This is a genomic window from Anaerocolumna sedimenticola (genome assembly GCF_009931695.1).
Lineage (GTDB): Bacteria > Bacillota > Clostridia > Lachnospirales > Lachnospiraceae > Anaerocolumna > Anaerocolumna sedimenticola.
In genome coordinates this window covers 501,374-527,204 of the sequence record NZ_CP048000.1, presented here as the reverse complement: position 1 = coordinate 527,204, position 25,831 = coordinate 501,374, and the positions used below count along the sequence as shown (strand labels likewise).

General features: G+C 37.0%; 24 protein-coding genes. 22 read left to right on the top strand and 2 right to left on the bottom strand.

What is annotated here, in order from left to right:
• Positions 1-3 precede the first annotated feature (3 nt).
• The 8 genes from Ana3638_RS02175 to Ana3638_RS02145 all read left to right on the top strand — a co-directional run bounded on the left by Ana3638_RS02175 (position 4) and on the right by Ana3638_RS02145 (position 8,703).
• The gene (locus Ana3638_RS02175) at positions 4-1,929 is read left to right on the top strand and encodes a M56 family metallopeptidase (protein ID WP_161836590.1); all 1,926 of its coding nucleotides are present in this window, start codon (positions 4-6) and stop codon (positions 1,927-1,929) included.
• Between the two features lie 148 nt (positions 1,930-2,077).
• The gene (locus Ana3638_RS24555; RefSeq protein ID WP_202621672.1) at positions 2,078-2,230 is read left to right on the top strand and encodes a hypothetical protein; all 153 of its coding nucleotides are present in this window, start codon (positions 2,078-2,080) and stop codon (positions 2,228-2,230) included.
• A 152-nt stretch (positions 2,231-2,382) separates the two neighbouring features.
• Positions 2,383-3,195: an alpha/beta fold hydrolase gene (locus Ana3638_RS02170; protein ID WP_161836589.1), complete on the top strand. Its 813-nt coding sequence runs from the start codon at positions 2,383-2,385 to the stop codon at positions 3,193-3,195.
• A gap of 392 nt (positions 3,196-3,587) precedes the next feature.
• A complete protein-coding gene (locus Ana3638_RS02165) occupies positions 3,588-3,938 on the top strand; it encodes a metal-sensing transcriptional repressor (protein ID WP_161836588.1) in 351 nt (116 codons plus the stop codon).
• A gap of 262 nt (positions 3,939-4,200) precedes the next feature.
• Positions 4,201-5,202: an energy-coupling factor ABC transporter permease gene (locus tag Ana3638_RS02160; RefSeq protein ID WP_161836587.1), complete on the top strand. Its 1,002-nt coding sequence runs from the start codon at positions 4,201-4,203 to the stop codon at positions 5,200-5,202.
• A 121-nt stretch (positions 5,203-5,323) separates the two neighbouring features.
• On the top strand, positions 5,324-6,109 hold the full coding sequence (cbiQ, locus tag Ana3638_RS02155) for a cobalt ECF transporter T component CbiQ (protein WP_161836586.1): 786 nt from the start codon (positions 5,324-5,326) through the stop codon (positions 6,107-6,109).
• Positions 6,110-6,183: 74 nt separating this feature from the next.
• Positions 6,184-6,945: an energy-coupling factor ABC transporter ATP-binding protein gene (locus tag Ana3638_RS02150; RefSeq protein ID WP_161836585.1), complete on the top strand. Its 762-nt coding sequence runs from the start codon at positions 6,184-6,186 to the stop codon at positions 6,943-6,945.
• A gap of 402 nt (positions 6,946-7,347) precedes the next feature.
• A complete protein-coding gene (locus tag Ana3638_RS02145) occupies positions 7,348-8,703 on the top strand; it encodes a GH1 family beta-glucosidase (RefSeq protein ID WP_161836584.1) in 1,356 nt (451 codons plus the stop codon).
• Positions 8,704-8,845: 142 nt separating this feature from the next.
• On the opposite strand, the gene Ana3638_RS02140 is transcribed toward Ana3638_RS02145, so the two are convergent.
• Positions 8,846-10,165, bottom strand: a complete 1,320-nt coding sequence (locus Ana3638_RS02140) for a glycoside-pentoside-hexuronide (GPH):cation symporter (protein ID WP_161836583.1) — start codon at positions 10,163-10,165, stop codon at positions 8,846-8,848.
• Between the two features lie 204 nt (positions 10,166-10,369).
• Here Ana3638_RS02140 and Ana3638_RS02135 point away from each other — a divergent pair, with 204 nt between their 5' ends.
• The 4 genes from Ana3638_RS02135 to Ana3638_RS02120 all read left to right on the top strand — a co-directional run bounded on the left by Ana3638_RS02135 (position 10,370) and on the right by Ana3638_RS02120 (position 15,242).
• Entirely contained in the window at positions 10,370-11,374 is a 1,005-nt protein-coding gene (locus Ana3638_RS02135; RefSeq protein ID WP_161836582.1) for a LacI family DNA-binding transcriptional regulator, read from the top strand.
• 383 nt (positions 11,375-11,757) lie between these two features.
• On the top strand, positions 11,758-13,041 hold the full coding sequence (locus tag Ana3638_RS02130) for a 6-phospho-beta-glucosidase (protein WP_161836581.1): 1,284 nt from the start codon (positions 11,758-11,760) through the stop codon (positions 13,039-13,041).
• A gap of 106 nt (positions 13,042-13,147) precedes the next feature.
• Entirely contained in the window at positions 13,148-14,146 is a 999-nt protein-coding gene (locus tag Ana3638_RS02125; protein WP_161836580.1) for a BadF/BadG/BcrA/BcrD ATPase family protein, read from the top strand.
• Positions 14,147-14,372: 226 nt separating this feature from the next.
• A complete protein-coding gene (locus Ana3638_RS02120) occupies positions 14,373-15,242 on the top strand; it encodes a polysaccharide deacetylase family protein (protein ID WP_161836579.1) in 870 nt (289 codons plus the stop codon).
• 473 nt (positions 15,243-15,715) lie between these two features.
• Here the strand turns inward: Ana3638_RS02120 and Ana3638_RS02115 are convergent, their stop codons facing one another.
• Entirely contained in the window at positions 15,716-16,621 is a 906-nt protein-coding gene (locus tag Ana3638_RS02115; protein WP_161836578.1) for an AraC family transcriptional regulator, read from the bottom strand.
• 166 nt (positions 16,622-16,787) lie between these two features.
• On the opposite strand from Ana3638_RS02115, the gene Ana3638_RS02110 reads away from it, so the two are divergent.
• The 10 genes from Ana3638_RS02110 (at position 16,788) to hypA (ending at position 25,764) form a co-directional block, all read left to right on the top strand.
• Positions 16,788-17,870, top strand: a complete 1,083-nt coding sequence (locus Ana3638_RS02110; protein ID WP_161836577.1) for a Gfo/Idh/MocA family protein — start codon at positions 16,788-16,790, stop codon at positions 17,868-17,870.
• A gap of 156 nt (positions 17,871-18,026) precedes the next feature.
• Complete coding sequence (locus Ana3638_RS02105) at positions 18,027-18,992, top strand: Gfo/Idh/MocA family protein (protein WP_161836576.1); 966 nt, start codon at positions 18,027-18,029, stop codon at positions 18,990-18,992.
• 77 nt (positions 18,993-19,069) lie between these two features.
• Complete coding sequence (locus Ana3638_RS02100; RefSeq protein ID WP_161836575.1) at positions 19,070-19,789, top strand: sugar phosphate isomerase/epimerase family protein; 720 nt, start codon at positions 19,070-19,072, stop codon at positions 19,787-19,789.
• Positions 19,790-20,296: 507 nt separating this feature from the next.
• Positions 20,297-22,207 (top strand): NADH-quinone oxidoreductase subunit 5 family protein, encoded by a 1,911-nt coding sequence (locus tag Ana3638_RS02095; protein ID WP_161836574.1) that lies wholly within the window; start codon positions 20,297-20,299, stop codon positions 22,205-22,207.
• Positions 22,204-23,067 carry a respiratory chain complex I subunit 1 family protein gene (locus Ana3638_RS02090; RefSeq protein WP_330587810.1) on the top strand — a complete coding sequence of 288 codons (864 nt, stop codon included), beginning with the start codon at positions 22,204-22,206 and terminating at the stop codon, positions 23,065-23,067. Before Ana3638_RS02095 ends, Ana3638_RS02090 begins: the two co-directional genes overlap by 4 nt.
• A gap of 39 nt (positions 23,068-23,106) precedes the next feature.
• A complete protein-coding gene (locus tag Ana3638_RS02085) occupies positions 23,107-23,565 on the top strand; it encodes an NADH-quinone oxidoreductase subunit B family protein (RefSeq protein WP_161836573.1) in 459 nt (152 codons plus the stop codon).
• Positions 23,549-23,899, top strand: a complete 351-nt coding sequence (locus tag Ana3638_RS02080) for an NADH-quinone oxidoreductase subunit C (RefSeq protein ID WP_161836572.1) — start codon at positions 23,549-23,551, stop codon at positions 23,897-23,899. Before Ana3638_RS02085 ends, Ana3638_RS02080 begins: the two co-directional genes overlap by 17 nt.
• Positions 23,900-23,997: 98 nt before the next feature.
• The gene (locus tag Ana3638_RS02075) at positions 23,998-25,077 is read left to right on the top strand and encodes a hydrogenase large subunit (protein ID WP_161836571.1); all 1,080 of its coding nucleotides are present in this window, start codon (positions 23,998-24,000) and stop codon (positions 25,075-25,077) included.
• 17 nt (positions 25,078-25,094) lie between these two features.
• Complete coding sequence (locus Ana3638_RS02070) at positions 25,095-25,460, top strand: 4Fe-4S binding protein (RefSeq protein WP_161836570.1); 366 nt, start codon at positions 25,095-25,097, stop codon at positions 25,458-25,460.
• Positions 25,426-25,764, top strand: coding sequence for a hydrogenase maturation nickel metallochaperone HypA (gene hypA, locus Ana3638_RS02065; protein ID WP_161836569.1), 339 nt, complete (start codon positions 25,426-25,428; stop codon positions 25,762-25,764). The genes Ana3638_RS02070 and hypA overlap by 35 nt, the downstream gene beginning before the upstream one ends.
• Positions 25,765-25,831 lie beyond the last annotated feature (67 nt).

Genomic DNA, 25,831 nt, shown 5'->3' with positions numbered 1-25,831 from the left:
ATTATGAAATATTTAACTGGGATTTTTACAGAAATACTTTATCTTGGAGCAACTTCAAGTATATTAATTTTACTTATATTGATGGTAAAAAAGGTTTTTCATAAAACCATAAGCCCGAAATGGCATTATTATATATGGGTTTTACTGCTGATACGGTTATTGATTCCCTATTCCCCGGAAAGTTCGTTAAGTGTTTTTAATTTGTTTAATACAGCGGCGGGGAAAATAAATATTCAGCTTAATGAACGATACCATCCCATTCATAATGTAACACCGGATAAAGGAGAGTCGGATAATATAACGGTCATTCCGAATACACCTGTTAAAGCAAATGGAAATGATGTGAAATCCGGTCAGACAGATTCTGTTTTGGAATCCTATTCAGGCAAAGCAGACATCCCAAAACAGAGTCTGGTATTAAACATAATGGCTGTTTTATGGTTAGCTTTTGTTTTGATACTTACTTTTCTTACGGTTTGTCTAAACCTGGTTTTTGCTGCAAAGGTAAAGAAAAATTATACAGGTTTAAAAGATGAGAGAATTAGTAGGATACTTAATGATTGCAAATATAAAATGAATATTAGGAAACCTATAGAACTGCTCACGGCGAAAAAATTAAGAACTCCCTCCCTGTATGTGATGGTTCGCCCCAAAATACTGGTATCAAAATCATACCTGGATCAGTTAAGCGATACGGAGATTGAATATATTTTTCTTCATGAATTATCCCACTATAAAAGGAGAGATGTACTGGTAAATTGGATTCTTGCCATTTTACAGATCGTATACTTTTTCGATCCTTTCATCTGGTATGCATTTTACAAAATCCATGAGGATTGTGAAATATCCTGTGATGCCGAAGCCTTAAGGTACATAAATGAAGAAGAGTACAACAATTATGGCAGTACAATAATTAAACTGATAAAGCTTTTTTCGGAATCAAATTTTATCCCTGCAACTGCTGGAATCGGTAAAAATAAATCTAGTTACAAAAGGAGAATACTTATGATTAGCAAATATAAAAAAAGTAAATGGTCCAATACCTTACTAACGGTTCTAATAATTCTGACGGTTGCTTTAGTTGGTTTAACCGGATGTAAAAAAACAACGGATATAATAGAACCAAATACAGCGGATTCAACAGAGACAACAGAGACAACAGAGACAGCAGACACAACAGAGATAACAGGCTCTGTAGATACTTCAGATGAGACGGTAAATTCTGTTAATACTACGCAGACGGAAGAACCATTAAAATCTGCTGATCTTAATGAAAGTAATACCGCAAGCGATAATGAAAACAATAATGGAAGTAAGAGCGAAAACAATACAGATAGTTCACCAAATGAAACAAAAGATAATAACAGTTTAATCCCCGCTGAAGAAGCGCCAAATAATACCACTGTTGCTGCGCCTGAAGAAGTGAGAGGAGTTTCTGATAATAAACAGGTTTATTATGGAGATTGGATGATAAATAAAGTGCTGGCATATGGTTCTGCCGGAACCTATAGCAAAAAAGATGCAGAAAAACTGGTAGGAAAGAGTTTGAGTTTTACAGACAGTCAGGCAACCAGTTTCGGTGATGATCCATCCTTAATTGACCAGGTTGTAAGTGATCCTGTATATACAGAGACAGAAGTTACAGCAAATGACTTTATATCAAATTACCGTATGAGTTTTGACAGGTTGGGGATAAAAGGTGATTCTGCTGAGGAAATCAGTGTGACGAATACGGATGTGAGTGCATGCACTTTCCTGATTAAAGATGATAATACCCTGATTCTGATTGGCGGCGGAACTTATTTTGAACTGACTCGGATTACACTAAAGAGCAGCCGCCGGGTACCGTCAGTTTCCACAGAAGAAAAAAGTGCTCCCGCTGCTAAGGACACAAGGGAATTAATCAGACCTTCGGTGAGAGTGGGTTAATCATTAAAAACCGGACAGAACGATTAATATAAAGTCAAACATACGCCAATCCCCAAACATATCGATATTATTATACCTCAGTTGCTTCTCTGTGATATATATTGTATAATAATGGTAAAATAAATCCCAATGAGAGGAGTTTCGCAGTATGAATAGTGCGGGAAGTATGCTTTATACGTTTTCAATCATTAATTTGTTTTTAGTGGCAGCGTCTATTTGTATCATGGTTCTTGTCATATATGCATTGATTCTTTCCATTAAGGCATTAAAAATCTACATTGAAAAAAATAGCAGACAATAAGAAATATAACCCGTAACCATGTGTTATGGGTTTTTTTCTACCATAAAATAATCTCAGTAAATCAGGTACTAATTTAGGAAGTCTCCATATAAGCACAAATAAGTATAATAGGAATAAAATATAAAGATATATAGAATTATAGGAGGTTTCCTATGGGATATTATGTTACGGTTGAACCTAATGTAAAATACTTTGTTGAAGATTTAAACCCGGAAGGAAAAAAAACTATTTTATTTTTGCATGGCTGGCCAGGAAGTCATAAATTGTTTGAATATCAATTTGACCAGCTCCCGAAATTGGGTTACCGTTGTATAGGAATCGACACCAGGGGATTTGGAGATTCGGATAAACCTTTTAGAGGATATGATTTTGACCGGCTATCAGATGATGTAAGATGTGTGGTGGAAGAACTGGGTTTGTGTGATTTTACATTATTAGGGCATTCTAACGGCGGTGCGATCGCTTGCAGATATATGGGACGTCACAAGGGATTCGGAGTATCCAAACTTGTACTTGTTGCTGCTGCGGCACCAAGCCTGATTAAACGCCAAAACTTTCCGTACGGTGTGGATAAAGATTTTGTTCTGAATATAATCGAGAATACTTATAAGGACCGTCCCCAGATGTTACGGGGATTTGGAGATATGTTTTTTTATCAGCATATTTCACAAGCTTTTAGCGATTGGTTTTTTCAACTTGGCTTACAGGCGGCCGGATGGGCAACAGCAGCGATTCCCAATACCTGGATCAGGGAAGTTTTATTTAACGATTTAAGATCAATTTGTGTGCCAACTTTAATCGTTCATGGTATTCACGATATGGTTGTACCGTTTCAATTAGGTGAAATTCAGAATCAATATATCAAAAACTCCAGATTGGTCCCTTTCCAATTCAGCGGACATGGAGTTTTTTATGATGAGAAGGATAAATTCAATGAAGTGGTGACTAATTTTATCGAGGTTTAGAACGCTGAGATATTTAATAATGAATGTGACTAATAAAAAAAGTAAATAGGACAGCAAAATAATAAAATGTAACGGGTATGATAGCAATTTAACTAAGAAAAACAGCAGTGTTTTAATATTACTGCTGTTTTTAACCAGATTAAAATAGTTGTTGATTATACCAGTTACATTTTTCTCTAGCTTTTCGTTATAATTTGATAAAACGTTAACCTAAACTAACCTGTTTTTGGGTAGACATTTTTTTGATTGAATGCTAATATACTCATATCCGATAAATTTAAAATTAAAAAGTAATAGGATAAGATGGTTTGAATAGATGAAAGATACAAATGAGCATCACTGTGAAAGAAAACGGAGGTATGCTCATGAAATCATAGAAAGGAATGTAACGTATGGCAAAGAAAGGACAGGTTCATACCCATGTGGATGCCGAGGGAAAAGAATTTACCCACAGCCATGGAACTGAAATAGCACATAAACATAGCCATGAAAACACCAAGGCGGTTTTAAACCGTTTATCCCGTGCAATCGGGCATCTGGAATCAGTAAAACGAATGGTAGAAGACGGCAAGGATTGCAGCGAGGTATTAATTCAGTTATCGGCTGTCATCGCAGCCCTAAACAGCACCGGTAAAGTTATATTGCAGGATCATATCGGACATTGTATCGTGGATGCGGTTGAATCAGGTGATGCCGCAGCAATTGAAAATCTTAATAAAGCAATTGATCGATTCATTAAATAAGCGAATATTCAGGTGAATGAAATAATAATTTGTTAGTATTGATGGAATATGTAGCCGGATAAGATAACCCGATATCCCTATCCGGGGCATGAAATAATGGAAAATTATTCATCAATTGATTAAGACAGTGAAAAAACTGTATTAATCATGTATGTGAACGTAAATTAAAAAATATTCATTTTATATCCCCTATACGGGCTTGTATTGTGTTTAAATAACAATATAATTATAACAGTATTACTTTTAGTAGGAGGATATTATTATGCATATGGCAGATGCTCTGGTTGCGCCTGCAGTAGCAGCAACTATGTATACGGCTTCTACGGCAGCCGCTGCATATTCAGTTAAAAAAGTAAGATTAGAAAATGATATAAAGAAAATTCCTGTTATGGGTGTTATGTCAGCTTTTGTATTTGCAACGCAGATGATCAACTTTACGATTCCGGGTACCGGTTCCAGCGGACATTTGTGCGGGGGACTTCTTCTTTCTATTTTATTAGGACCATACGCAGGTTTTCTGTCTATGATATCGGTACTTTTAATTCAATGCCTTTTGTTTGCTGACGGAGGGCTGCTTGCATTGGGCAGCAATATCTGGAACATGGCGTTTTACGGGTGTTTCGTTGGTTATTTGTTAATCTACCGCCCACTGGTGAAGAAAAGCATGAAATCAGGATGGATTATTTTGGCTTCCGTTCTTGCCAGTGTTGTCAGTCTTCAGATAGGTGCTTTAAGTGTAACCCTTGAGACTATGGCCTCCGGAATTACCGCATTATCTTTTGGTCAGTTTCTTGTATTAATGCAGCCGATACATCTTGCAATCGGAACAGTAGAAGGTCTTATTACGGCAGCAGTAGTTATATTTGTTAATAATACCAGACCGGAACTTTTACATAATTATTCAGCTAAGAACCGGGTAAGCTTCAGGCAGGCACTTATAATCCTTTCAGCGGTAGTTGTACTAATCGGAGGAGGCTTATCCTTAGTGGCATCCGGTAATCCGGACGGGTTGGAATGGTCCATTGAGAAAGTAACCGGCAGTACGGAGGTTTCGCCGGAAAGTAAATATGCAGATGCAGTGAAAACAGCAGAGGATATTCAGGGCAAAACTGCGGTATTACCGGATTATTCTTTTGCGGACAGTAATCTGACACTCGGTACATCAGTATCCGGAATATTTGGTTCTATAGTAGTCGCCCTTGTATGCGTGGGCTGTGGGATACTCTTTAAGTTTTTTAGAAAAAGGGATAATACACAGGGCTAATGTTAATAGCAAAACTCTATTGTAAGAGAAATATAAATAAATAGGTACGGGTAGGTTTTGTGGACCGATAATCCATTAAATCTACCTGATTTTTATAGGAAATGAAAGAAAGAGAGAGAACATGGGAAAATTGACGAATGCCTTATATGAAATACATGATCTGGATGAAATGGCGGAAAGAAATACCAGGATTAATCAGGTTCATCCCTTGATTAAACTCCTGATTACCGTATTTTACATTACCTGTGTGGTATCCTACCATAAGTATAATCTGTTAGGATTATTTCCTATGATTCTTTATCCTCTGATCGTGTTTAATCTTGCGGAAATCTCAGTAAAAAGCTGCTTTAAGAAGTTAAGGGTCGTATTACCGCTGATATGTTTTGTTGGATTGTTTAATCCTTTTTTTGATCATATGCCCATATTTAAAATAGGCAGCTGGATAATTACAGGAGGGGTAATTTCCATGGTGACGCTTATGTTAAAAGGTACCTATGCTCTGCTTGCGTCTTATTTGTTCATTGCCACTACCGGAATCGAGCGAATATGTTACGCTTTGAAATTGCTCCATATTCCCGGTATCCTTGTTACTCAGATATTGCTTACTTATCGGTACATTACGGTTCTTTTAAAAGAAGCGAATGCAGTATTTCAGGCGTATTCCCTGCGTGCTCCAAGGGAAAAGGGGGTTAAATATAAAATATGGGGTTCTTTAATCGGACAGCTGTTATTCCGGAGTATTGACCGGGCGGGAAATCTTTATGACAGTATGCTGCTTCGGGGTTTTAAAGGAGAATTTTATTATGCCCATAAGCAAAGGATTACGAGTATTGACTATATATACTTGGTATTGTGGTTTGGAATAATTTCGGCTCTTCGCCTGATAAAGCTGGTTGAAGGTTTTTAATAGATGGTTATAATTTTAATGTTTTAAATGGATTAATATTGCAGATTGGTTAAGATTAGAAAAGGATGAGAGAAATGACACAACATAATATAGAATGCAGAAACATAGCATTTTCCTATGAAAATGGTAAAGAAGTTTTAAAGAATATATCGTTTCGGGCGGTAGCAAAAGAAGCGGTCGGAATTATCGGAGCTAATGGAGTGGGTAAATCTACACTGCTGCGTATACTGGTAGGGCTGGAATTAAACTTCACAGGAGAGGTCCTGGTAGATCAGCTGCCGGTTAATAAAAAGAATCTGGCTGAGATACGGAGTAAAATCGGATATTTGTTTCAGGATTCGGATAACCAGCTATTTACACAAACCGTGTATCATGATGTTGCCTTCGGCCCAAGAAATTACGGGTTAAAAGAGGATGAGGTTGATAAGAGAGTAATGAATGCACTTAAAACCATGGGAATTACTCATCTTAAGGATAAACAGATTTATAAAATGTCCGGCGGAGAGAAGAAACTGGCATCTATTGCAACCATACTTGCCATGGAACCGGAAATAATACTCTTAGATGAGCCCTCCATAGCCTTAGATCCTAAAAACCGGCGAACGCTGATTCAAACCTTAAATAATTTGGATTACATTAAAATCATTGCTTCCCATGACCTGGATATGATTCTGGATACCTGTGACAGGGTTATTCTAATAGTAGACGGCAGAATTATCAGGGAAGGAACAACCGAATTAATATTAAGGGATAAAGAACTGTTAGAAGCCTATAATATGGAACTTCCTCTCTGTCTGCGAGGATACCAGGGAAGAGTGAGAAATACTTATATCTGAATTGGATTTCCCAGTATAGGAGTATAAGATAAACTATTGACTTAATAACTATTAAATTACTATAATACCTAAGATACCAAATTGGAACATAATATTAGGATTCGAGTGTCAAAGCCAATTTTAAATTATGGTTCGTCCATTTACACAATTTTATTTCTTGACCTCGTGATACAGAACATCGTTCTTTCCGGGCACGCTCTCGCTTGGATGAAGTACGTAGTGGTACAAAAGCCTCAAAATACAGGACCTAAGTACCAACGACTTCCTATAGCTGCTCATCGAACGATAGGAAACATTCCGCTAATGTAGAGGTGTATATGTGCAAATTGACGAATGTAGATTATTTGTATGGCTTTTGACACCCTAATTCTATAAATATAATAGTAATAGGAGAAATTTAAAATGAGATTTCCGCAAAATTTTTTATGGGGAAGCGCTACCGCTTCCTATCAGTTCGAAGGCGCTGCTTCCTTGGATGGAAGAGGATATACGGTATGGGATGACTTTTGCAGAAGACCCGGAAGTATATTAGACGGAAGTAATGGTGATATTGCTTGTGACCATTATCATAGATATCCTGAAGATGTGGCCATTATGGGTGACATAGGTTTTGGTGCTTATCGTTTCTCCCTCGCCTGGTCCAGAATTTTACCGGACGGAATTGGAGCAGTGAATCAAAAAGGAATTGATTTTTATAATGCCTTAATTGATGAGTTATTAAAGAAAAATATTACACCATGTATTACCTTATATCACTGGGACATGCCATATGCTTTATACCGCAAGGGCGGCTGGCAGAATAAAGATAGTGTGGACTGGTTCGCTAATTATGCCGAAGTAGTAGCACGTGCCTTTGGCGACCGTGTTAAATTTTTCATCACCTTTAATGAACCCCAGTGTTTTATTGGTCTTGGGCATGTAAGCGGAGAACATGCTCCGGGAAATATTATGTCCAGGCGTTCCGTTCTGGAGATGACGCATAATGTATTAATGGCCCACGGTAAGGCAGTACAGGCAATTCGAAGTGCGGTACCGGATGCCATGATAGGTTATGCACCAACTTCCGGTGTTGCCTGCCCCAATACGGATCGTACAGAGGATATAGAGGCAGCCCGTAAGGCTTATTTTGATGTACCGGATCAGCCTAATTATATGTGGAATGTAAGCTGGTTCAGTGACCCGGTTTTCTTCGGAAAATATCCGGAAGCCGGATTAAAGGTATTTGAAAAAGATTTACCCGATTTTAAACCGGATGATTTTAAGCTGATAACAGAACCCATTGATTTCTACGGTCAGAACATTTATAATGGTTACTCCGTTGAAGACGATGGACAAGGAAGTTACCGCAGATTACCGAGAAAACCGGGATTTGCAAGAACTGCCTGCGGCTGGCCTGTTGTACCTGAGTGTTTATATTGGGGGCCGAAATTTTTATATGAGAGATATAAGAAACCAATCTACATTACGGAAAATGGTATTTCCTGTACTGATTCTGTTTGTCTGGATGGTAAAATACATGATACGGAAAGAATTGATTTTCTTCATAGGTATTTATTGTCGTTGGGAAAAGCCATAGAAGACGGTGTGGATGTGAAAGGATATTTTGTATGGTCTCTCATGGACAATTTTGAATGGGCGAAAGGATATACGGAACGCTTCGGAATTGTACATGTGGATTATGAAACACAGGAACGAACCTGGAAAGATTCCGCCTTTTGGCTTAAAGAAGTGATTAAATCCGGCGGAGCAATACTATAAAATTAGAATGATTCACCTGGCAAAATAGAATCTTATAAATTCTGTTGTCGGAGAATCCTCAAAAGTTTATATACAAAACCCTGTATGTAACTACAAAGCATAAGCGCTGTAAGTTATTACAGGGTTTTTCAAATTTTTATTTTTATTTAACCGTTTTGCTCATCATTTTTTCTACATCGGATTCTTTTAATTGATAAAAGAAAAAAATAATAATAAACATTAAAATATAACCGGCTACCGGGAATAGGGTAAACATTTTAAAAATACCGTTAAGGGCTTTCTCTGACTGCATCTCGTTTGCTTTATAACCATAATAAGCCAATAAAAAACTGCTGGTTGCACCGGATATGGCGCTGGTTAGTTTAGCTGTAAAGGTCTGGGCAGAAAAAGTAATACCTTCCAGGCGGTGGCCGGACTTGTAAGCTCCGTATTCCACGCAATCTACAGTAAACATTCCGGTTAAGATAATAGGAACGCTGTAACCGATACCTCTGATTCCGGTTAAAATAAGTACTAAGACAAAATTTTCATAACCAACATAAAAGGAGAGAATGCTTGCAATTATAAATAAAACAACACTGGTGAGTAAGATTGACTTTTTTCCGAATCTTTTTACCAGGGCGGGTAAAAAGATGGGAACCAATAAACTTGGGAGCATGGCTGCCAAAGTAACGATTGGAATAAGGCTTTCCTTACCCAGATTATATTTTACAAAATAGTTTAGGGACGGCATTAAAGTATTGGTTACGCTGCATATAATGAGTGCCGCATTAAATATTAATAGATATTTATTTGAAAATAAAAATTGAAACAGCGAAATTATGGAGGGTGATGAAACGGAATAATCTTTCACTCTTTCGTGTGTCTTGTATTTTACCGGAAGCATGGTAAGCATTCCTATAAAACATAATAAAATCACGCCCCGAGTCCACCCCATTCTTTGCACCACTGGAATCGTAGCGACGGAAGCAATTAAGGTTCCAAGAAAAGCCAGTACCCTGCCGGTTGAAATAATCTTAACCCGTTCATGTACATCCTTAGTCATAACGGTGGAAAGAGCGTAAATTGGTACATCACTCATAGTATATAACATATCCCAGAGTATATAGGTTATATATGCATAAAATATCTTAACAGACAGGGAGCCGTCTATTTGAATAAAAATCAGAGCAGTGGATATAGGCATACTGAAAATTCCTATATTTACCCATGGCTTAAATTTACCGCCTTTAAGTTTTGCTTTATCCACCAGTACCCCCATTATGGGGTCATTAATTGCATCCCAGATACGGGCAATAAAGAAAAGTGTTCCGACTGCCACTGTTGTTATACCAAGAGCATCGGTATAGTAAAGCATTAAGAATTGACTGATCAGGGTATAAAAAATATTTTGCCCAAAGAAGTAACCGGCATAAGAATAACGCTCACCTTTCGTAACTTGTTCAGAAACAGTTTTATTCATAAAAACCTCCTCCAAAAAGTTAATACGTATATAGTTTTAAATACCAATAATTCACTCTATTTTTATATTAAATTATAATATTATAATAATCAAGTGTTTTTTTATAAAATTCAATTGAAATAAACTTCACTTGACAAGTATACTGGAATGGGTGTATGATAATTTTACACTTAATTATATACGCATATATTTTTGGAGGATTCCATGAAGGTTACCATAGAAGATGTAGTAAAAAAATCCGGATTATCCTATGTGACAGTTTCCAGAGTGATCAGCAATGCACCTAATGTCCGGGAAGCAAACCGTAAAAAGGTAATGGAAGCAATAGAAGAATTGGGTTATGTACCAAATGCAGCCGCAAGGACTCTTGCTACCGGTAAAACCAATGTAATTGCAATGTTTATCGCTGATATCACAGACGACTTTTTTGGAAGCATTATTAAAGAAGTAAATGCGCAGCTTTTAAAACAGGGGTATTTGTTAGCTGTTTCAATCTGTGACGAAGATGATGACCGTCTGGACATGGCTTTTTTAAACCAGCACAGGGTGGATGGGATTATCTTATTGGTTCCTAATAAAGAAAAGTATTACATTGATATTTTAAAGAACCAGAAAGTACCCTTTGTGGTTGTAGATAATCAGACAATAAATGAAAATATAACCTCAGTGCTTGCAGATAATGTAACCGGCGGGTATTTAGCCGTTAAGCATCTGCTGGACTTAGGCCACACGCAGATCGGTTTAATCGGGGCTGCCCCCTATAGTTTGTCAACACTGGAGAGGCAGATGGGAGCAATCAAAGCACTTACTGAACTATCTCTACAACCGGCGGCTGTGGAATACGGTGATTATGACCAGTTAACCGGATATGGCACCATTATGAAATGGAACAGAGAGAATAAAATGCCGACAGCGGTTTTTGCCTTTGATGACCATATTGCTCTTGGGGCTATCAATGCAGCAAAAGATCTGGGATTAAATGTTCCCATGGATCTGTCCGTTGTTGGATATGATGACAGCCCTCTGGCGAATCATTATACACCAAAGATTACATCAGTCAGACAACCCGCAGAAGAAATGGCACAAAATGCGGTAAATCAATTGCTATCCTTTATTAACAATCAGGATAAGGGATATTATGCCATGAAACTTGCACCCAAATTAACAGTGAAAGAGTCAACAGTTGCGTACAAGGAGAATGTTATATAAATACAATAACCTTGTTTCACAATAACCTTTTTTATAATAACATAGGTAACTGCGAAACGATATAGTTTTACGAATGTACGATACAATTGATACTTGGTTCTGATTTTGTTATCCTCTGGGCGAGATTTCGTTCAGAAATTGTGTTAATTGCATGGTATCTAGATACAATAGTGGAGTTTAGTAATTGCTTAAATAATAACATAAGCAATTGCGAAACTATATAGCTTTCTGAATATACCATACAATTGATACGAATTTCAGAGCTTCAGTTGCCCTATGGGCAAAATTCAGCTCTGAAATTGTATTAATTGCATGGTATATAGATACAATATGTGAGTTTCGCAATTACCTATAAATAATAACAAATTGAGAGGAGAAACATTATGTCAAACTTAAAGATTACAATCATAGGTGCAGGAAGCACATATACACCGGAATTAATCGAAGGCGTTATAGAACGTTCTGCCAACCTGCCGGTTACGGAGATAGCACTTATGGATATAGATCAAAGGAAACTTGATATTGTTGGCGGGCTCTGTAAACGTATGATTGAAAACGCAGGACTAAAGACAGAAGTTAAATTAACCATGGACCTTAATGAAGCTTTAGAGAGAGCTGACTTTGTCCTTAGCCAAATCCGTGTAGGGAAATTAGCCTGCAGAATTCTGGATGAAAAAATACCTTTAAAATACGGTTTCATCGGACAGGAAACAACGGGTATCGGCGGATTCTTCAAAGCACTTCGTACCATTCCTGCGTTACTTAATATAACAAAACAAATGGAAATGATCTGTCCGGATGCATGGTTGATTAATTTCTCCAATCCTTCCGGAATTTTAGCACAGGCATTACAGAATTATACTAAAATCAAAACTATTGGTTTATGCAACGTACCGATTAATATGATAGCCGGAGTGGAAAAGGCACTGGGTGAAACTAATCTGGATATTGAATATGTAGGTCTTAATCATTTAAGTTACATTACAGGAGTAAAAAAGGAGGGCAAAGACCTGCTTAGCGATGCCCTATTACAGGGAGTAAACGGGCAGGGTATGAAAAATATCCCCTTGCAGGGCTTTAGCAGTGAATTAATTCAGACGATTGGTGCCATACCCTCTTCTTATTTAGAATACTTCTATTATCGTGATGATAAATTAAAACATTTAATGGAAGAAGAAAAATGCCGTGGTGAGGTCTGCATGGATATAGAAGAACGCCTTTTAACATTATACAAGGATGAGAATCTGTCCGTAAAACCTAAAGAACTTGAGAACCGTGGCGGTGCACGTTATTCAGAAGCTGCAATTTCTTTAGTAGATGCAATATATAATGATAAACAGGAAGTACATGTAGTTAACACATTAAATCAGGGAGCCCTGGAATTTATGGCAGAGGACGATTCTGTAGAAATTTCAGCGGTTATCGGAAAGAACGGTGTTACTCCAATTCCGATCCGGGGATTTAAGAATAAGCATATTATGGAGCTTATGCAGACTGTAAAAGCATATGAGCGTCATACTGTGGAAGCAGCAATTCATGGAGACGAAGCAGAAGCGATGCAAGCTCTGTTAATACACCCGTTGGTTGGCGATTATAACAAAGCCAGAGCGTGCTTTAATGAAATGAAAGAGGCCCATAAAATATACCTTCCACAGTTTAAAAATTAATTGCATTAATTGCGGAGCAATTAATGTATGAGCAAGAAGCGAAGCGGATTGTGAATACCCGCAGGGTTACATGTATAAATAGGGAAGAAGAATAAAGGAGAAATCCATGGAAAAGAAATATATTATTGGAGTAGATGGCGGCGGAACCAAGACTGATTATTTAATCTTTACTACAGCCGGGGAATGTGTTGATAACCTGCGGGTAGGAAGCCGAAGCCATGAAGTTTTAGAGGGTGGTTTTACTGAAGTTGAGGAAAAAATATTAGAGGATATTAAGTATTTGTTAACGAAGAATTCCATAAATATATCTGAAGTAAGTGCAGCAGCTTTTGGTCTGGCTGGTATTGATACACCGGCGCAGCTTAGTAAAATTAAGGGGATTTTAAATAAAACAGGCTTAAATTATGTAGTTTCAAACGATTCCTTACTTGGTATTAAAGCAGGCTGTCCCTCCGGTGTTGGAATCTGCTCCATTAACGGAACCGGAACGGTTGCTGCCGGAATTAACGAAAGTGGTGATATACTTCAGGTCGGTGGGATAGGTATGGCGACAGGTGACAGTGCCGGCGGGCATTATATCGCTTCATTAGCTGTTAGAGCGGTATATGATTATTATTTCCGCTGCGGTTCCCGAACCATTTTAACGGAAAAGATCATGAAATTCTTTGAGATACAGGATCCCATAGAATTATTGAATGCGATAAGTGATAAATTCTATAGTAACCGTGAAATGGATAAAACAATAGTAACTTATTTATTTGACGCAGCAAATGAATCGGATGCCGTTGCCGTAGATATTGTCAAAGAGTTAGCCAATCAGCTGGCAAAATCGGTTTCCGGCTGTATCCTGGGGCTGGATTTTAAGGGCTCACCGGAGATCGTTTTGGCTGGTTCCGTATGGACTAAGTCAAAATGTCCGCTTTTATTATCTCATTTTAAAGAATGTATCTATTATTATACCGGTAAAAAACTTGAACCCTTCCCGCTTAAAGTAATCCCAGCAGCAGGCGCGGTTTTGTGGGCACTGGAATTGGCGCAGACCCACCCGGCAACCAAGGAACAACGTACTCTTATAATCAATAATAAAGTACTGAAAAATTTATAAATCTGGTGGGCATTTTCTCTAAGGATTATAGTATGTCAGTAATATAATGATTCGCCTGACCAAAGCCATACAAATAATTTACATTTGTCGATTTGCACAACTACAACTCATATTAGTGTGATACATCATGCTATCAAAATATAAAATGTGCAAATTGACGGAACCATAATTAAAACTGGCTTTTGACGGGCGAATCATAATAGTATTTAAATCAGGAGGGTAATCAATGGAACGTTATCTTATTATGAATACGGATGATTTCGGCCAATGTACATCGGTTAATGAAGCTATATTTGAATTGTTGGAAGAACAACTGGTTTCATCCGCAACGATTATGCCTTGTACACCAGGGTTTAATGAAGCAGCTTCCTGGTGTATCCGCAACGAAGTATTAAACGTCGGCTTGCATCTTACTTTTACCAGTGAATGGGTTAATATGAAATCGAAAAGCCTGACTCATGGCACTTCAATCGAAGATAAAGACGGTTATCTTTATCCAAGCTGTGAAGAGTTTGCCAGACATGCAAAGGAAGAAGAAGTAAGAAAAGAAATCGAAGCGCAGTTTGAGAAATGTATCAACTGGGGATTAAACCTGTCTCATGTGGATAACCACATGGGTAGTTTATATGGCATCTATGGAGAATGCTATCTTCCCATTGTATTTGAACTTTGCTCTAAAAACGGAAAACTTCCATTTCGTTTTTTTAGAAATTACTATAAAGATGATTCTTTGCTTAGGCCATTGGAATCGCCTGAGAACCTGGTCTTCTTTAAACAGATCAGCAGCCTGGCTGACAGCATGGGAATATTAACACCGGACTATTTACTGACTCATCCATATGCTCCCGAACCGGAAGAAACCTATGAAAGTTTTAAAAATATGATGATTACCAGAATGTATCATTTACCGGAGGGCATAACGGAAACTTATATTCATCCTTCCAAAGAGACAGAAGAGATTAAATTTATCAATCCTACCTGGCAGAGGCGTGTACGTGAATACCGTTTAATGGGTGATGAGGATTATAAATATGCTTTAAAAGACGCCGGTATTAAAATGATAACCTACAGGGATATAAAAGAATTTCGAAAGTAACTAAGGATAGTGCACTTCCTCTTTTATTTAATTTATTTAAGTTATTGCGAAACTCATATATTGTATCTATATGCCATGCAATTAATACAATCTCAGAGCCAAATCTGTCCCATAGGGCAATTGAAGCTCTGAAATTTGTATTAATTGTGTGGTATATTCAAAAAACTATATATTTTCTCAATTGCCTTATAAGATTCGAGCGTCAAAAGCCATACAAATATTTTACATTCGTCGATTTGCACATCTATAACTCTACATTAGCGTGATGATGAATATAGTTCGATGAGTAACTGTATGAAGTCGTTGGTACTTGGGTCCTGTATTTTAGGACCTTATGTACCACTACGTACTTCATCCAAGCGAGAGCGTGTTACGATTGAACTATATTCTGCATCATGTAATCAAAATATAAATTGTGCAAATTGACGGAACCATAGTATAAATTTGGCTTTTGACGCTCGAATCCTAATAATTTATTTAACCAATTCAGAACGCATATACTTATTCTGGAACTGTTTTGGTGTGATACCCTTAAATTGCTTAAATTGGGAAATAAAGTAGCTGGAAGTAGAGAAGCCTACTGCCAGGGCAATTTCTGTGATATTTAAATCAGAAGTGCTTAACAGTTTTTCTGCTTTGGATATCCGTACATAATTTAAATATTCTTTAAAATTCTTTTTTATAATTTTTTTAAATGCCCTGGAAAAATAGCTGTAACTCAGACTGCAGATATCAGCCATATCCAGGGATGTTATGTCATTTTGATAGTTATTTTCCACATAGTCAAACACTACCTGCATACGCCTTACCATATCCTTATTCATATTCTGATTTATATTCAAATCAATATTCTGTGCATTCCAACGACGCAGAATGAATAAAAACAGATTAAAAATATCGGCTCTTATGGCTAGCTCATAGCCGTATTTCTTCTCCGCATATTCTTTTGAAATCCCTTTTATAATCTCAGGAATTACGGAACATTCTATTTCTTCTTTTTTAAATACTTTCTGGTGAGTGGATTCATTTAAAATAAAAGGCATAACATATTTCATTTCAAAAACGGACTGAGTCGTGGTATAAAGTATTTCCGGCTCAAACTTAATTACAATATAATTATTATAACCTTCAGACAAGGAAATAATATTGTGTATTTCATTGGAATTAATCAGTACCATATCTCCGGTGCTAAAATAATAATCTTTGTTATTTAATAAAATCCGGTATTCACCTGACAGAGCATAAAGTATTTCTATATAATCATGGATATGGGCATACGCCATGGTAACGGCACCGTTAGATACCTGATTATGTACGCTAAATGGCAGAGGTAGGTCACCTATCATATCTTTTTTCTCTACGTAATAAGTATACTCCAAAACTAACATCCCCCAATGACAAAAAATTGATATTTTATCCTAAAATTATTATATCATAAAAAGAGGCATTATGCTATATTTTAGTAAAGTAATATAAATGGTTTGGTTATAAGGGTATCGATGTTAATCAAACCTGCCAAAAATATTATTAAAGGAGATAAACACTATGGAGAAGAAAGTAAAAGTTGGCATTATTGGCTGTGGAGGAATTGCAAACGGAAAGCATATGCCTTCTTTAAGTAAACTGTCTGATGTGGAAATGGTAGCTTTTTGTGATATCGTAGAAGAAAGGGCACAAAAAGCAAAAGAAAAATACGGTACACCGGATGCTAAGGTTTATACCGATTATCAAGAATTATTAAAGGATCCTGAAATTGAAGTAGTTCATGTATGTACACCAAACCGTTCTCATGCACCTATCTCAATTGATTCCCTTCATGCAGGAAAACATGTTATGTGTGAAAAACCTATGGCAAAAACTGCTGAAGATGCAAGAAAGATGGTTCAGGCTGCAAAAGAAACCGGTAAGAAACTGACCATCGGATATCAGCACAGACATAAACCGGAATCCATTTACTTAAAGAGTGTTATTGAACGCGGTGATTTAGGAGAAATTTATTTTGCTAAAGCATATGCAGTAAGAAGAAGAGGAACTCCTAACTGGGGTGTTTTCTTAAATGAATATGAACAAGGCGGAGGTCCGTTAATTGATATAGGAACCCATTCCTTAGATGTAACTTTATACCTTATGAATAACTATGAACCTAAGATGGTTGTTGGAACAACCTATAAAAAAGTAAATAATGCCGAATGCGGCAACCCTTGGGGCGGCTGGGATAAAGACCAGCATACCATGGAAGATTCTGCTTTTGGTTTTATCGTTATGAAAAACGGTGCTACCATTATCTTAGAAGCAAGCTGGGCACTTAATACCAGTGAACCAATTCCGGAAGGAAGCACAATGCTTTGCGGAACTGATGCAGGTGCGCAGATTAAAAACGGCGTAACAATTAATAAAGGTGAGTTTAACCGTTTGATTGAAGTAAAACCTGATATGGCAAGCGGCGGTGTTGCTTTCTATGAAGGAGTTTCCAGTAATCCTGCAGAAGTAGAAGCAAGACGTTGGATTGATGCGGTAAAGAATGATACTGAAGTTGTTGTAAAACCAGAACAGGCTTGTGTTGTATCCGAAATTCTGGAAGCAATTTATAAATCAGCTAAATCAGGACAGCCGGTTTATTTTGACTAATTAAAATACAGAAAGTTTCAAGTAAAATATCTTCAATAAATAAGATACATATCATTCACTTGGTAAGACAGTTAAAATGAGCACGAACAGTGCTCATTTTAAACTCCTTCCCCAATTATTTTAGATGCCGCCCGCGCGGCAGAACGAGAGGTAAATATGAATATTGCTGTTATCAGTTACTGGCATGTGCATGCAGAAGGGTATTCGAGGGAAGTAATAGAAAAGGCAGGCAGCAAAATAACTGCTGTTTGGGATGAAGAAGCAGAACGCGGCAAGAAATATGCGGAACAATTTAATGCAAAGTTCTATGAGGATTATGATGAATTGTTATCCGATAAAAGTATTGAGGGTTTAATTATTACTTCTCCAACCTCTATGCATAAAGAGTTAATTATTAAAGCAGTAAATGCAGGTAAAAAAGTATTTAGTGAAAAAGTATTAGGTTTAACTACTGCTGATTGTTTGGAAATGAAAGAAGCACTTGTAAAAAATAATACGGATATTACACTATCTTTGGTTAAGAAATGTGACAAAGAGTTTCTGTTTGCTAAACAGATGGTTACAAGCGGTGCCCTAGGCCAGATTACGTATGCAAGAATGCGTAATGTTCATAACGGAAGTATTGGTAATTGGCTGCCGGAGCACTTTTACAGTAAAGAACTGTGCGGCGGCGGTGCTATGATTGATTTAGGCGCACACCCTATGTACTTATTAAATTGGCTTTTGGGAGAACCTAAGACGGTTCAATCCACCTTTACCGATGTAACCGGAAGAGGCGTGGAAGATAACGCGGTATCCCTTCTGGAATTTGAGAAGGGAACAATCGGCGTATCAGAAACCGGCTTTGTATCCGTATATAATCCTGCTACCCTTGAGATTAGCGGTACGAAAGGATGTCTACTCATTCGTAACGGTGTATTTTATGCAACGGAAAGTACAGACGGTAAATGGGTAGAAGCTGAAAGTCTGCCGGAAGCACTGCCATCCCCGGTAGTACAGTGGGCAAAAGGTGAATTTAATAAAGACGGAGTAACTTTTGGAATTGATGACGCGATTATGTTAACCAGAATGATGGAAGCAGCTTATAAATCCTATCATAGCGGAAAAAAAGAAACTGTTTAACCTTGCAAGCAGTCAAGTGGACCTAAGAATATCCCTTTGACTTAGCATTTATAAAAACATAAACGAGGTATCTATAGATGGAAGTTTCATTACAATTATATTCAATCAAAGAAGAAACAAATAAAGATTTTAAAAAAGCGGTGGAACAAGTTTCAAAAATCGGCTTTAAAGGCGTTGAATTTGCCGGATATGGTGGTTTAAATGCTGAGGAATTAAAAGCTCTCTTAGAAGAGAATAATTTATATTCTGTTGGTACCCATACCGGACTTCAGGTATTTGAAAATTCCTTTGAGGAGGAACTGGAACTTAATAAGGTTATCGGTTCAAAGTACATCATATGTCCTTATGCGGAAGTAGACACAAAAGAAAAAGTAGATCATTTAGTAAAACTTTTGAATACTGCTGCGGAAAAAGCTGCCAAAGAGAATATTAAAATAGGATATCATAACCATGCACATGAGTTTGTTAAAATTGACGGTAAATTTCCGTTAGATATGATTGCGGAGAACACAAGTGACAATGTTATTCTGGAACTGGATGTTTTCTGGGTAGCCTATGCCGGTATTGACCCTGTGGAATATATTAAGAAATGGGGAAAGAAAGTTGAACTAATCCATATGAAACAGATAGATACTCTCAAGGCAAATGTGGATATGGGTGACGGCATCATCGATATGAAGAATGTGAAAGAAGCTTCCGCTTATGCCAAATATTTTGTACTTGAACATGAGGAATATGATAAGCCGGTATGGGATAGTATTAATAATGATTTTGATTATTTAAACAAAATAAAATAAGTATTGTACTGATTTTTATTAAATAGAACTGCTGCAGAATCTTTGTTTCTTAAACAAGCTTTCAGAGGATTTTGCAGCAGTTCTATTTTGTTGTATATAAACATAAGCATAGCAATCATAAGTTTGTTAATTAATTTTCCATATGTGTATTTATATGGAAATATATAATGTTTGGTTTGTAGAAAATTTTGTTTTTATATCGAATATCTATTGTAAAATTAGCTATAATGCTGATATTACTACTGAAAAGCTTAATTAGTGAAATATTTATCAGAGTCAAAAAAGAATCTTACCTTAAATATTCCTTGCAAAAGTCACCAAATGTCAAGGAAAATTTGTAGATTAACCTATTAATTTATAAATTGTTTTTTAAATTTATAAAATATTCATTTGATTTAGCTGATTCATTGTCAATACAATAACGAAGTTCGACATTGTAAAAGAAAAAGCACTGTGCTATAATAAGTCGTTGTGAAATTTGTATATTATTTGGATAAGGTGACGATTATGAATGTAATTTATGCATTAATTTTATTCCCATTGGTAGTATCCATTATAACCTTTTTTGTTAGAAACGACGGAATAAGAAATGCCGTTGTTAAAGCCGGTTCTTTCATAGTTTTAATACTGACTTTAATTGTTTCGATACGATATTTTAATAGTGGAATATCCTTTACTCCCGCAAATGAGGAGGCCATCGATATCTTAATCATGGCAGTTGAAACCCTGGTTGCAGCTTATATTATAATTGCAGGCTTAAAAAACAAAAAGTATATTGTATCGGTATTTGCAGCAATTCAAACACCGTTAATACTTTGGTTTGAATTGACCAGGAAACAAGGTATTGAAATTGAGACAGGTATAATCTTTGATAAGCTTACTGCAATCATGGTATTAATCATAGGAATTATAGGAAGTCTTATATGTTTATATGCCGTAGGATATATGAAATGGTACCATACTCATCATAAGGAATATACAGAAAGAAAACATTTTTTCTTAGCAATATTATTCTTATTTCTTTCAGCAATGTTTGGATTAGTTTTGAGTAATAACTTAACCTGGTTGTACTTCTGCTGGGAATTGACTACGTTATGTTCTTATTTACTTATTGGTTATACCAAAACGGAAGAGGCTAAAAACAATTCTTTCCGTGCTCTGGCAATTAATTTAGGAGGGGGTCTTGCGTTTGCGGCTGCAATCGTATTTATCGGTATTAATTTTAAGACCTTAGAGTTATCCGCATTAATAGCAATGCAACCAGAGGCAATGGTTATGATTCCGGTATTCTTACTCTCCGTTGCCGCACTTACGAAATCGGCGGGACTGCCTTTTTCTTCATGGCTCCTTGGCGCCATGGTGGCACCCACACCGTCTTCCGCTTTGTTACATTCAGCTACGATGGTTAAAGCAGGGGTTTACCTTATTATCAGGTTAGCGCCGTTATTAGGACTTACTTCAGTAGGTATTATAGTAACAACTATGGGTTGTATCACTTTCCTGATCTGCTCTTTAATTGCAATTTCCCAAAGCGATGCGAAGAAGATTTTGGCATATTCAACGATAGCAAATTTAGGACTCATCGTAATCTGTGCCAGTGTCGGAACCCAGGAATCCATCTGGGCGGCTATTTTATTAGTTATATTCCACGCTGTTTCCAAGTCCCTGCTGTTCTTATCCGTTGGATCTATTGAACATCAGTTGGGAAGCAGAAATGTTGAAGATATGGATATCTTACTCCATGTATCCCGAAAGCTTTCCTTATATATGATTATAGGAATCGCTGGTATGTTCCTTGCACCATTTGGTATGCTTATATCAAAATGGGTTGCTATGAAAGCTTTTATTGATTCCAATCATATATTTACAGTAATTGTAATAGCTTACGGCAGTGCGGCAACTCTTTTTTACTGGACAAAATGGATGGGCAAACTGGTATCCAATGCAAATGCTAAAAAAGTCAACAAACATACTTTTTTTGCGGAAGAGGAAATTCCGATTTTCATACAGGCAGTTTTAGTAGTGGTATCCTGTTTTACTTTTCCACTTATATCAAAATTTGCGCTTATTCCGTATCTTACCAATTTATATGGAACAAACGCTGTGATACCGATTGGCACCAGCGATGTTAAGATTATGATTATCATGCTTGCTATGTTATTAATTATACCGATCAGCTTTATACCAATCTATAAACAGGATAAGCGTAGAATAGTACCGATTTACATGGCAGGTGAAAATACCGGGGATAATGAGTCATTTTACGGAGGAAACGGGGAAAAACGTAAGGTGGAATTACGTAACTGGTATCTGGAAAGTTATTTTGGAACTCAGAAATTATCATTTTGGTGCAACATAATATCCATCTGTGTTTTATGTGCTGGAGTAGTACTTCTGATTGGAGGATTTGCAAAATGATGTTTATATTAAGTATAATCGCAATTATTATTTTAACACCATTGGCTGGTGGATTATTAACGGGTTTTGACCGTGTCATAACTGCCAGAATGCAAGGCAGGCAGGGTCCTCCCATATTACAGCCGTTTTATGATGTATTAAAACTATTACAAAAAGAATCGATAGAAGTAAATTTAATGCATCGTTTCTTTGTATATATCGCATTAATATTTGTCGTATTTACTACCGTTATTATGCTGACGGGAGGAGACATCTTACTTGCAATATTTGCACTCACTCTGGGCTCTATATTTTTCGTATTAGGTGGGTATGCTTCAAATTCACCTTATAGTTTAATTGGGTCAGAGAGAGAGCTTCTGCAGATGATGGCTTATGAACCAATGGTACTTCTTACCGGTATCGGATTATATTATGTAGATAAGAGCTTTTTTATTAAAGACATAATAACGGCATCTACACCGTCTATTTTATCTCTGCCGGGTATGTTTTTGGGTCTGTTATTTATATTAACATTTAAGCTGAGAAAATCACCTTTTGACTTTAGTATGGGACATCATGGCCACCAGGAAGTTGTACAGGGGATAACAACAGAATATTCGGGAAAAGATCTTGCGGTTATAGAAGTAACACACTGGTATGAGACAATAATCGCCTTAACCTTGGTATTTATATTTTTTGCTTATAAAAATCCAATCAGTTATGTGTTTGCAGTGATAGCATGTTTCCTGGCATATTTCTTAGAAATTATCATTGATAACGCTTTTGCCAGAACAAAATGGCAGTTTGCATTAAATTCAAGCTGGATTGTTACAGGAGTTCTGGGAACACTAAATCTTATCATTATTTCCTTTTTTAAGTAAGACGAAAAGTCTGAAAACAAACGCAGGAATGGAGTTAATATGAACTATATAAAAAAATCACCATGGATTTTACATTATGACGGTTCCAGCTGTAATGGCTGTGATATTGAAGTACTGGCCTGCCTCACACCTTTATATGATGTTGAGCGTTTTGGCATTATAAATACAGGTAATCCAAAACATGCAGATATTTTATTAATTACAGGCAGTGTAAATGAGCAGAATATACCGGTTGTAAAGCAGCTATACGAGCAGATGGCTGAACCTAAGGTAGTAGTGGCAATCGGAATCTGTGCAACATCCGGAGGGATTTTTGCCGAATGTTACAATGTAGTGGGCGGAGTCGATAAAGTATTACCGGTAGACGTATATGTGCCCGGTTGTGCGGCTCGTCCGGAAGCAATTATTGACGGCGTTGTTAAGGGATTAGGTATATTAGAGCAGAAACAAAAAGAAATGCGAAAGAAAGAAAGTGGTCGATATGGAACAGCAAATTAAAATCATTCAGCCAAGTGAACTTTTAGCAGAAACCCTCCGTCTTAAAAATGATGGTTATCGCCTGGTTGCAATTACCTGTACGAGCAAAGACGGATTGGAAATCACATATTCCTTTGATAAAGAATATGATTTTATCAATTTAAGACTTGCTGTTGATTCGGAAATTGAAGTAGAGAGCATAAGCAGTATCTATTCTTATGCATTTTTATATGAGAATGAAATAAAAGAATTATTTGGAGCTAATATGAAAGATATTATTGTAGATTTTAATAATAATTTATATAAAATACCGGTCAAGACTCCATTTAATGCAAATAAGGAGGAGAAAGGTTGAAAGAGAAATTCACTTTCAACCTATAAAATTTGTGCCTGCGTAATCCTCGGCACAAAATTTGTGATGCGCATAAAACATGCGCAGGAATGGAGAGAATAATGGGAAAGAGAACTGTGATTCCATTTGGTCCTCAGCATCCTGTACTTCCGGAACCAATCCATCTGGATTTAGTGCTTGAGGATGAAAAAGTAGTGGAAGCGATACCAAGAATCGGTTATATTCATAGAGGTCTTGAGAAGCTGGTCGAAAAAAAGGATTTTCAGCAGTATACCTTTGTTGCGGAAAGAATCTGCGGAATTTGTTCTTTTATGCATGGCATGGGATATTGTATGTCGATAGAAAGTATAATGGATATTAAGATTCCGGAAAGAGCAGAATTTTTAAGGACAATTTGGGCAGAATTATCCCGTATGCACAGCCATCTGTTATGGCTGGGACTTTTAGCAGACGCTTTCGGTTTTGAAAGTCTGTTTATGCATTCCTGGAGACTTAGAGAACAAGTGCTTGATATATTTGAAGAGACTACAGGCGGACGGGTTATATTTTCAGTCTGTGATATCGGTGGTGTTAGAAAGGATATAAGTCCTGAAACCCTGGAGAAAATATCCGGTATTATTACCAATATGGAAAAGGAATTAACAGAGATTACCCAGGTATTCTTAAATGATTCTTCCGTAAAATACCGTACAAAAGGTGTTGGTGTTTTATCAAAACAGGCAGCCTATGATTTAGGTGCGGTAGGCCCAATGGCAAAAGCCAGTGGAATCAGTATAGATTTAAGGACTCAGGGATATGCGGCTTACGGTAAATTAAATTTTGAACCGATTATTGAAATCGATGGGGATTCCTATGCTAGGACCTCCGTTCGTATTAAAGAAATCTTCCAATCCATGGACTTAATTAAACAGGCGATTGCTATGATCCCGGAGGGTGAGATCAAAGTTAAGGTAACCGGTACTCCTAATGGTGAATATTTCACGAGAGTAGAACAACCCAGAGGCGAAGTAATCTATTATGCTAAGGCCAACGGATCTAAATTTTTAGACCGTTTAAGAGTACGCACGCCAACCTTTGCCAATGTACCTGCTTTATTAGAAACCTTAAAGGGCTGCGCACTGGCGGATGTACCTATTTTAATTCTTACTATTGACCCATGCATTAGCTGCACCGAACGATAAGACAAGGAGAGTGAACGATGTCAATCTTAAGTATGAGCAAAACACTCTTTAAGAGTTTAATACATGGACCATATACGGTACAATATCCTATAAATAAGAAAGAAAACTACGATAGAACCAGAGGCAGAATAGAAATTACTGTTTCAGACTGTATTTTCTGCGGATTATGTCAAAGACGCTGCCCTACCGGAGCAATTTCTGTGGATAAGGCGAAGGCTTCCTGGAGCATAGAAAGACTTCAGTGTATCCAATGTAATTATTGCGGGGAAGTTTGTCCGAAGAAGTGTCTGAAGATGAACAATGAATATACCGCACCTTCTTTCGGAAATGTAAGGGATGAATATACGAATGCACGAGTATCCGATAACACAGAGAATAATTGAAATAGCAGAGGAATATGCCAAGAAAAATGAAGCTGCCGAAGTAAAACAGATCAACCTGGTAGTTGGTGATTATTCCGGTTATGTCGCAAGTTCCATTGAGTTATATTTTGAAATAATTGCAGAAGGCAGTTTATGCCATAAAGCAAAACTTAATATAGAACGAATTATACCCAAATTAAAATGCAGCTCCTGCGGTGAATTATTTGTCAGGAAACCTTTCTCCTTTGAATGCCCATACTGTAAAGGAGAGGGGGTTCCTACAGAGATAGGGCAGGAGTTTTATATCAAATCGATTGAAGTATAAAAAAGAAACTGCGCTGCAGTTTCTTTCAAAATTATGGACCTTAATTGGTTTTTAACACTCGAGTCTT

What these genes read in the sequence shown, in the direction of transcription:
- Ana3638_RS24555 (WP_202621672.1), top strand. Translation starts at nt 2,078, where the DNA reads ATGAATAGTGCGGGAAGTATGCTTTATACGTTTTCAATCATTAATTTG.
- Ana3638_RS02165 (WP_161836588.1), top strand. Translation starts at nt 3,588, where the DNA reads ATGGCAAAGAAAGGACAGGTTCATACCCATGTGGATGCCGAGGGAAAA.
- Ana3638_RS02085 (WP_161836573.1), top strand. Translation starts at nt 23,107, where the DNA reads ATGAACTATATAAAAAAATCACCATGGATTTTACATTATGACGGTTCC.
- Ana3638_RS02145 (WP_161836584.1), top strand. Translation starts at nt 7,348, where the DNA reads ATGAGATTTCCGCAAAATTTTTTATGGGGAAGCGCTACCGCTTCCTAT.
- Ana3638_RS02100 (WP_161836575.1), top strand. Translation starts at nt 19,070, where the DNA reads ATGGAAGTTTCATTACAATTATATTCAATCAAAGAAGAAACAAATAAA.
- cbiQ (WP_161836586.1), top strand. Translation starts at nt 5,324, where the DNA reads ATGGGAAAATTGACGAATGCCTTATATGAAATACATGATCTGGATGAA.
- hypA (WP_161836569.1), top strand. Translation starts at nt 25,426, where the DNA reads ATGCACGAGTATCCGATAACACAGAGAATAATTGAAATAGCAGAGGAA.
- Ana3638_RS02070 (WP_161836570.1), top strand. Translation starts at nt 25,095, where the DNA reads ATGTCAATCTTAAGTATGAGCAAAACACTCTTTAAGAGTTTAATACAT.
- Ana3638_RS02090 (WP_330587810.1), top strand. Translation starts at nt 22,204, where the DNA reads ATGATGTTTATATTAAGTATAATCGCAATTATTATTTTAACACCATTG.
- Ana3638_RS02075 (WP_161836571.1), top strand. Translation starts at nt 23,998, where the DNA reads ATGGGAAAGAGAACTGTGATTCCATTTGGTCCTCAGCATCCTGTACTT.
- Ana3638_RS02120 (WP_161836579.1), top strand. Translation starts at nt 14,373, where the DNA reads ATGGAACGTTATCTTATTATGAATACGGATGATTTCGGCCAATGTACA.
- Ana3638_RS02130 (WP_161836581.1), top strand. Translation starts at nt 11,758, where the DNA reads ATGTCAAACTTAAAGATTACAATCATAGGTGCAGGAAGCACATATACA.
- Ana3638_RS02125 (WP_161836580.1), top strand. Translation starts at nt 13,148, where the DNA reads ATGGAAAAGAAATATATTATTGGAGTAGATGGCGGCGGAACCAAGACT.
- Ana3638_RS02150 (WP_161836585.1), top strand. Translation starts at nt 6,184, where the DNA reads ATGACACAACATAATATAGAATGCAGAAACATAGCATTTTCCTATGAA.
- Ana3638_RS02080 (WP_161836572.1), top strand. Translation starts at nt 23,549, where the DNA reads ATGGAACAGCAAATTAAAATCATTCAGCCAAGTGAACTTTTAGCAGAA.
- Ana3638_RS02095 (WP_161836574.1), top strand. Translation starts at nt 20,297, where the DNA reads ATGAATGTAATTTATGCATTAATTTTATTCCCATTGGTAGTATCCATT.
- Ana3638_RS02170 (WP_161836589.1), top strand. Translation starts at nt 2,383, where the DNA reads ATGGGATATTATGTTACGGTTGAACCTAATGTAAAATACTTTGTTGAA.
- Ana3638_RS02160 (WP_161836587.1), top strand. Translation starts at nt 4,201, where the DNA reads ATGCATATGGCAGATGCTCTGGTTGCGCCTGCAGTAGCAGCAACTATG.
- Ana3638_RS02110 (WP_161836577.1), top strand. Translation starts at nt 16,788, where the DNA reads ATGGAGAAGAAAGTAAAAGTTGGCATTATTGGCTGTGGAGGAATTGCA.
- Ana3638_RS02175 (WP_161836590.1), top strand. Translation starts at nt 4, where the DNA reads ATGAAATATTTAACTGGGATTTTTACAGAAATACTTTATCTTGGAGCA.
- Ana3638_RS02105 (WP_161836576.1), top strand. Translation starts at nt 18,027, where the DNA reads ATGAATATTGCTGTTATCAGTTACTGGCATGTGCATGCAGAAGGGTAT.
- Ana3638_RS02135 (WP_161836582.1), top strand. Translation starts at nt 10,370, where the DNA reads ATGAAGGTTACCATAGAAGATGTAGTAAAAAAATCCGGATTATCCTAT.
- Ana3638_RS02140 (WP_161836583.1), bottom strand. Translation starts at nt 10,165, where the DNA reads ATGAATAAAACTGTTTCTGAACAAGTTACGAAAGGTGAGCGTTATTCT.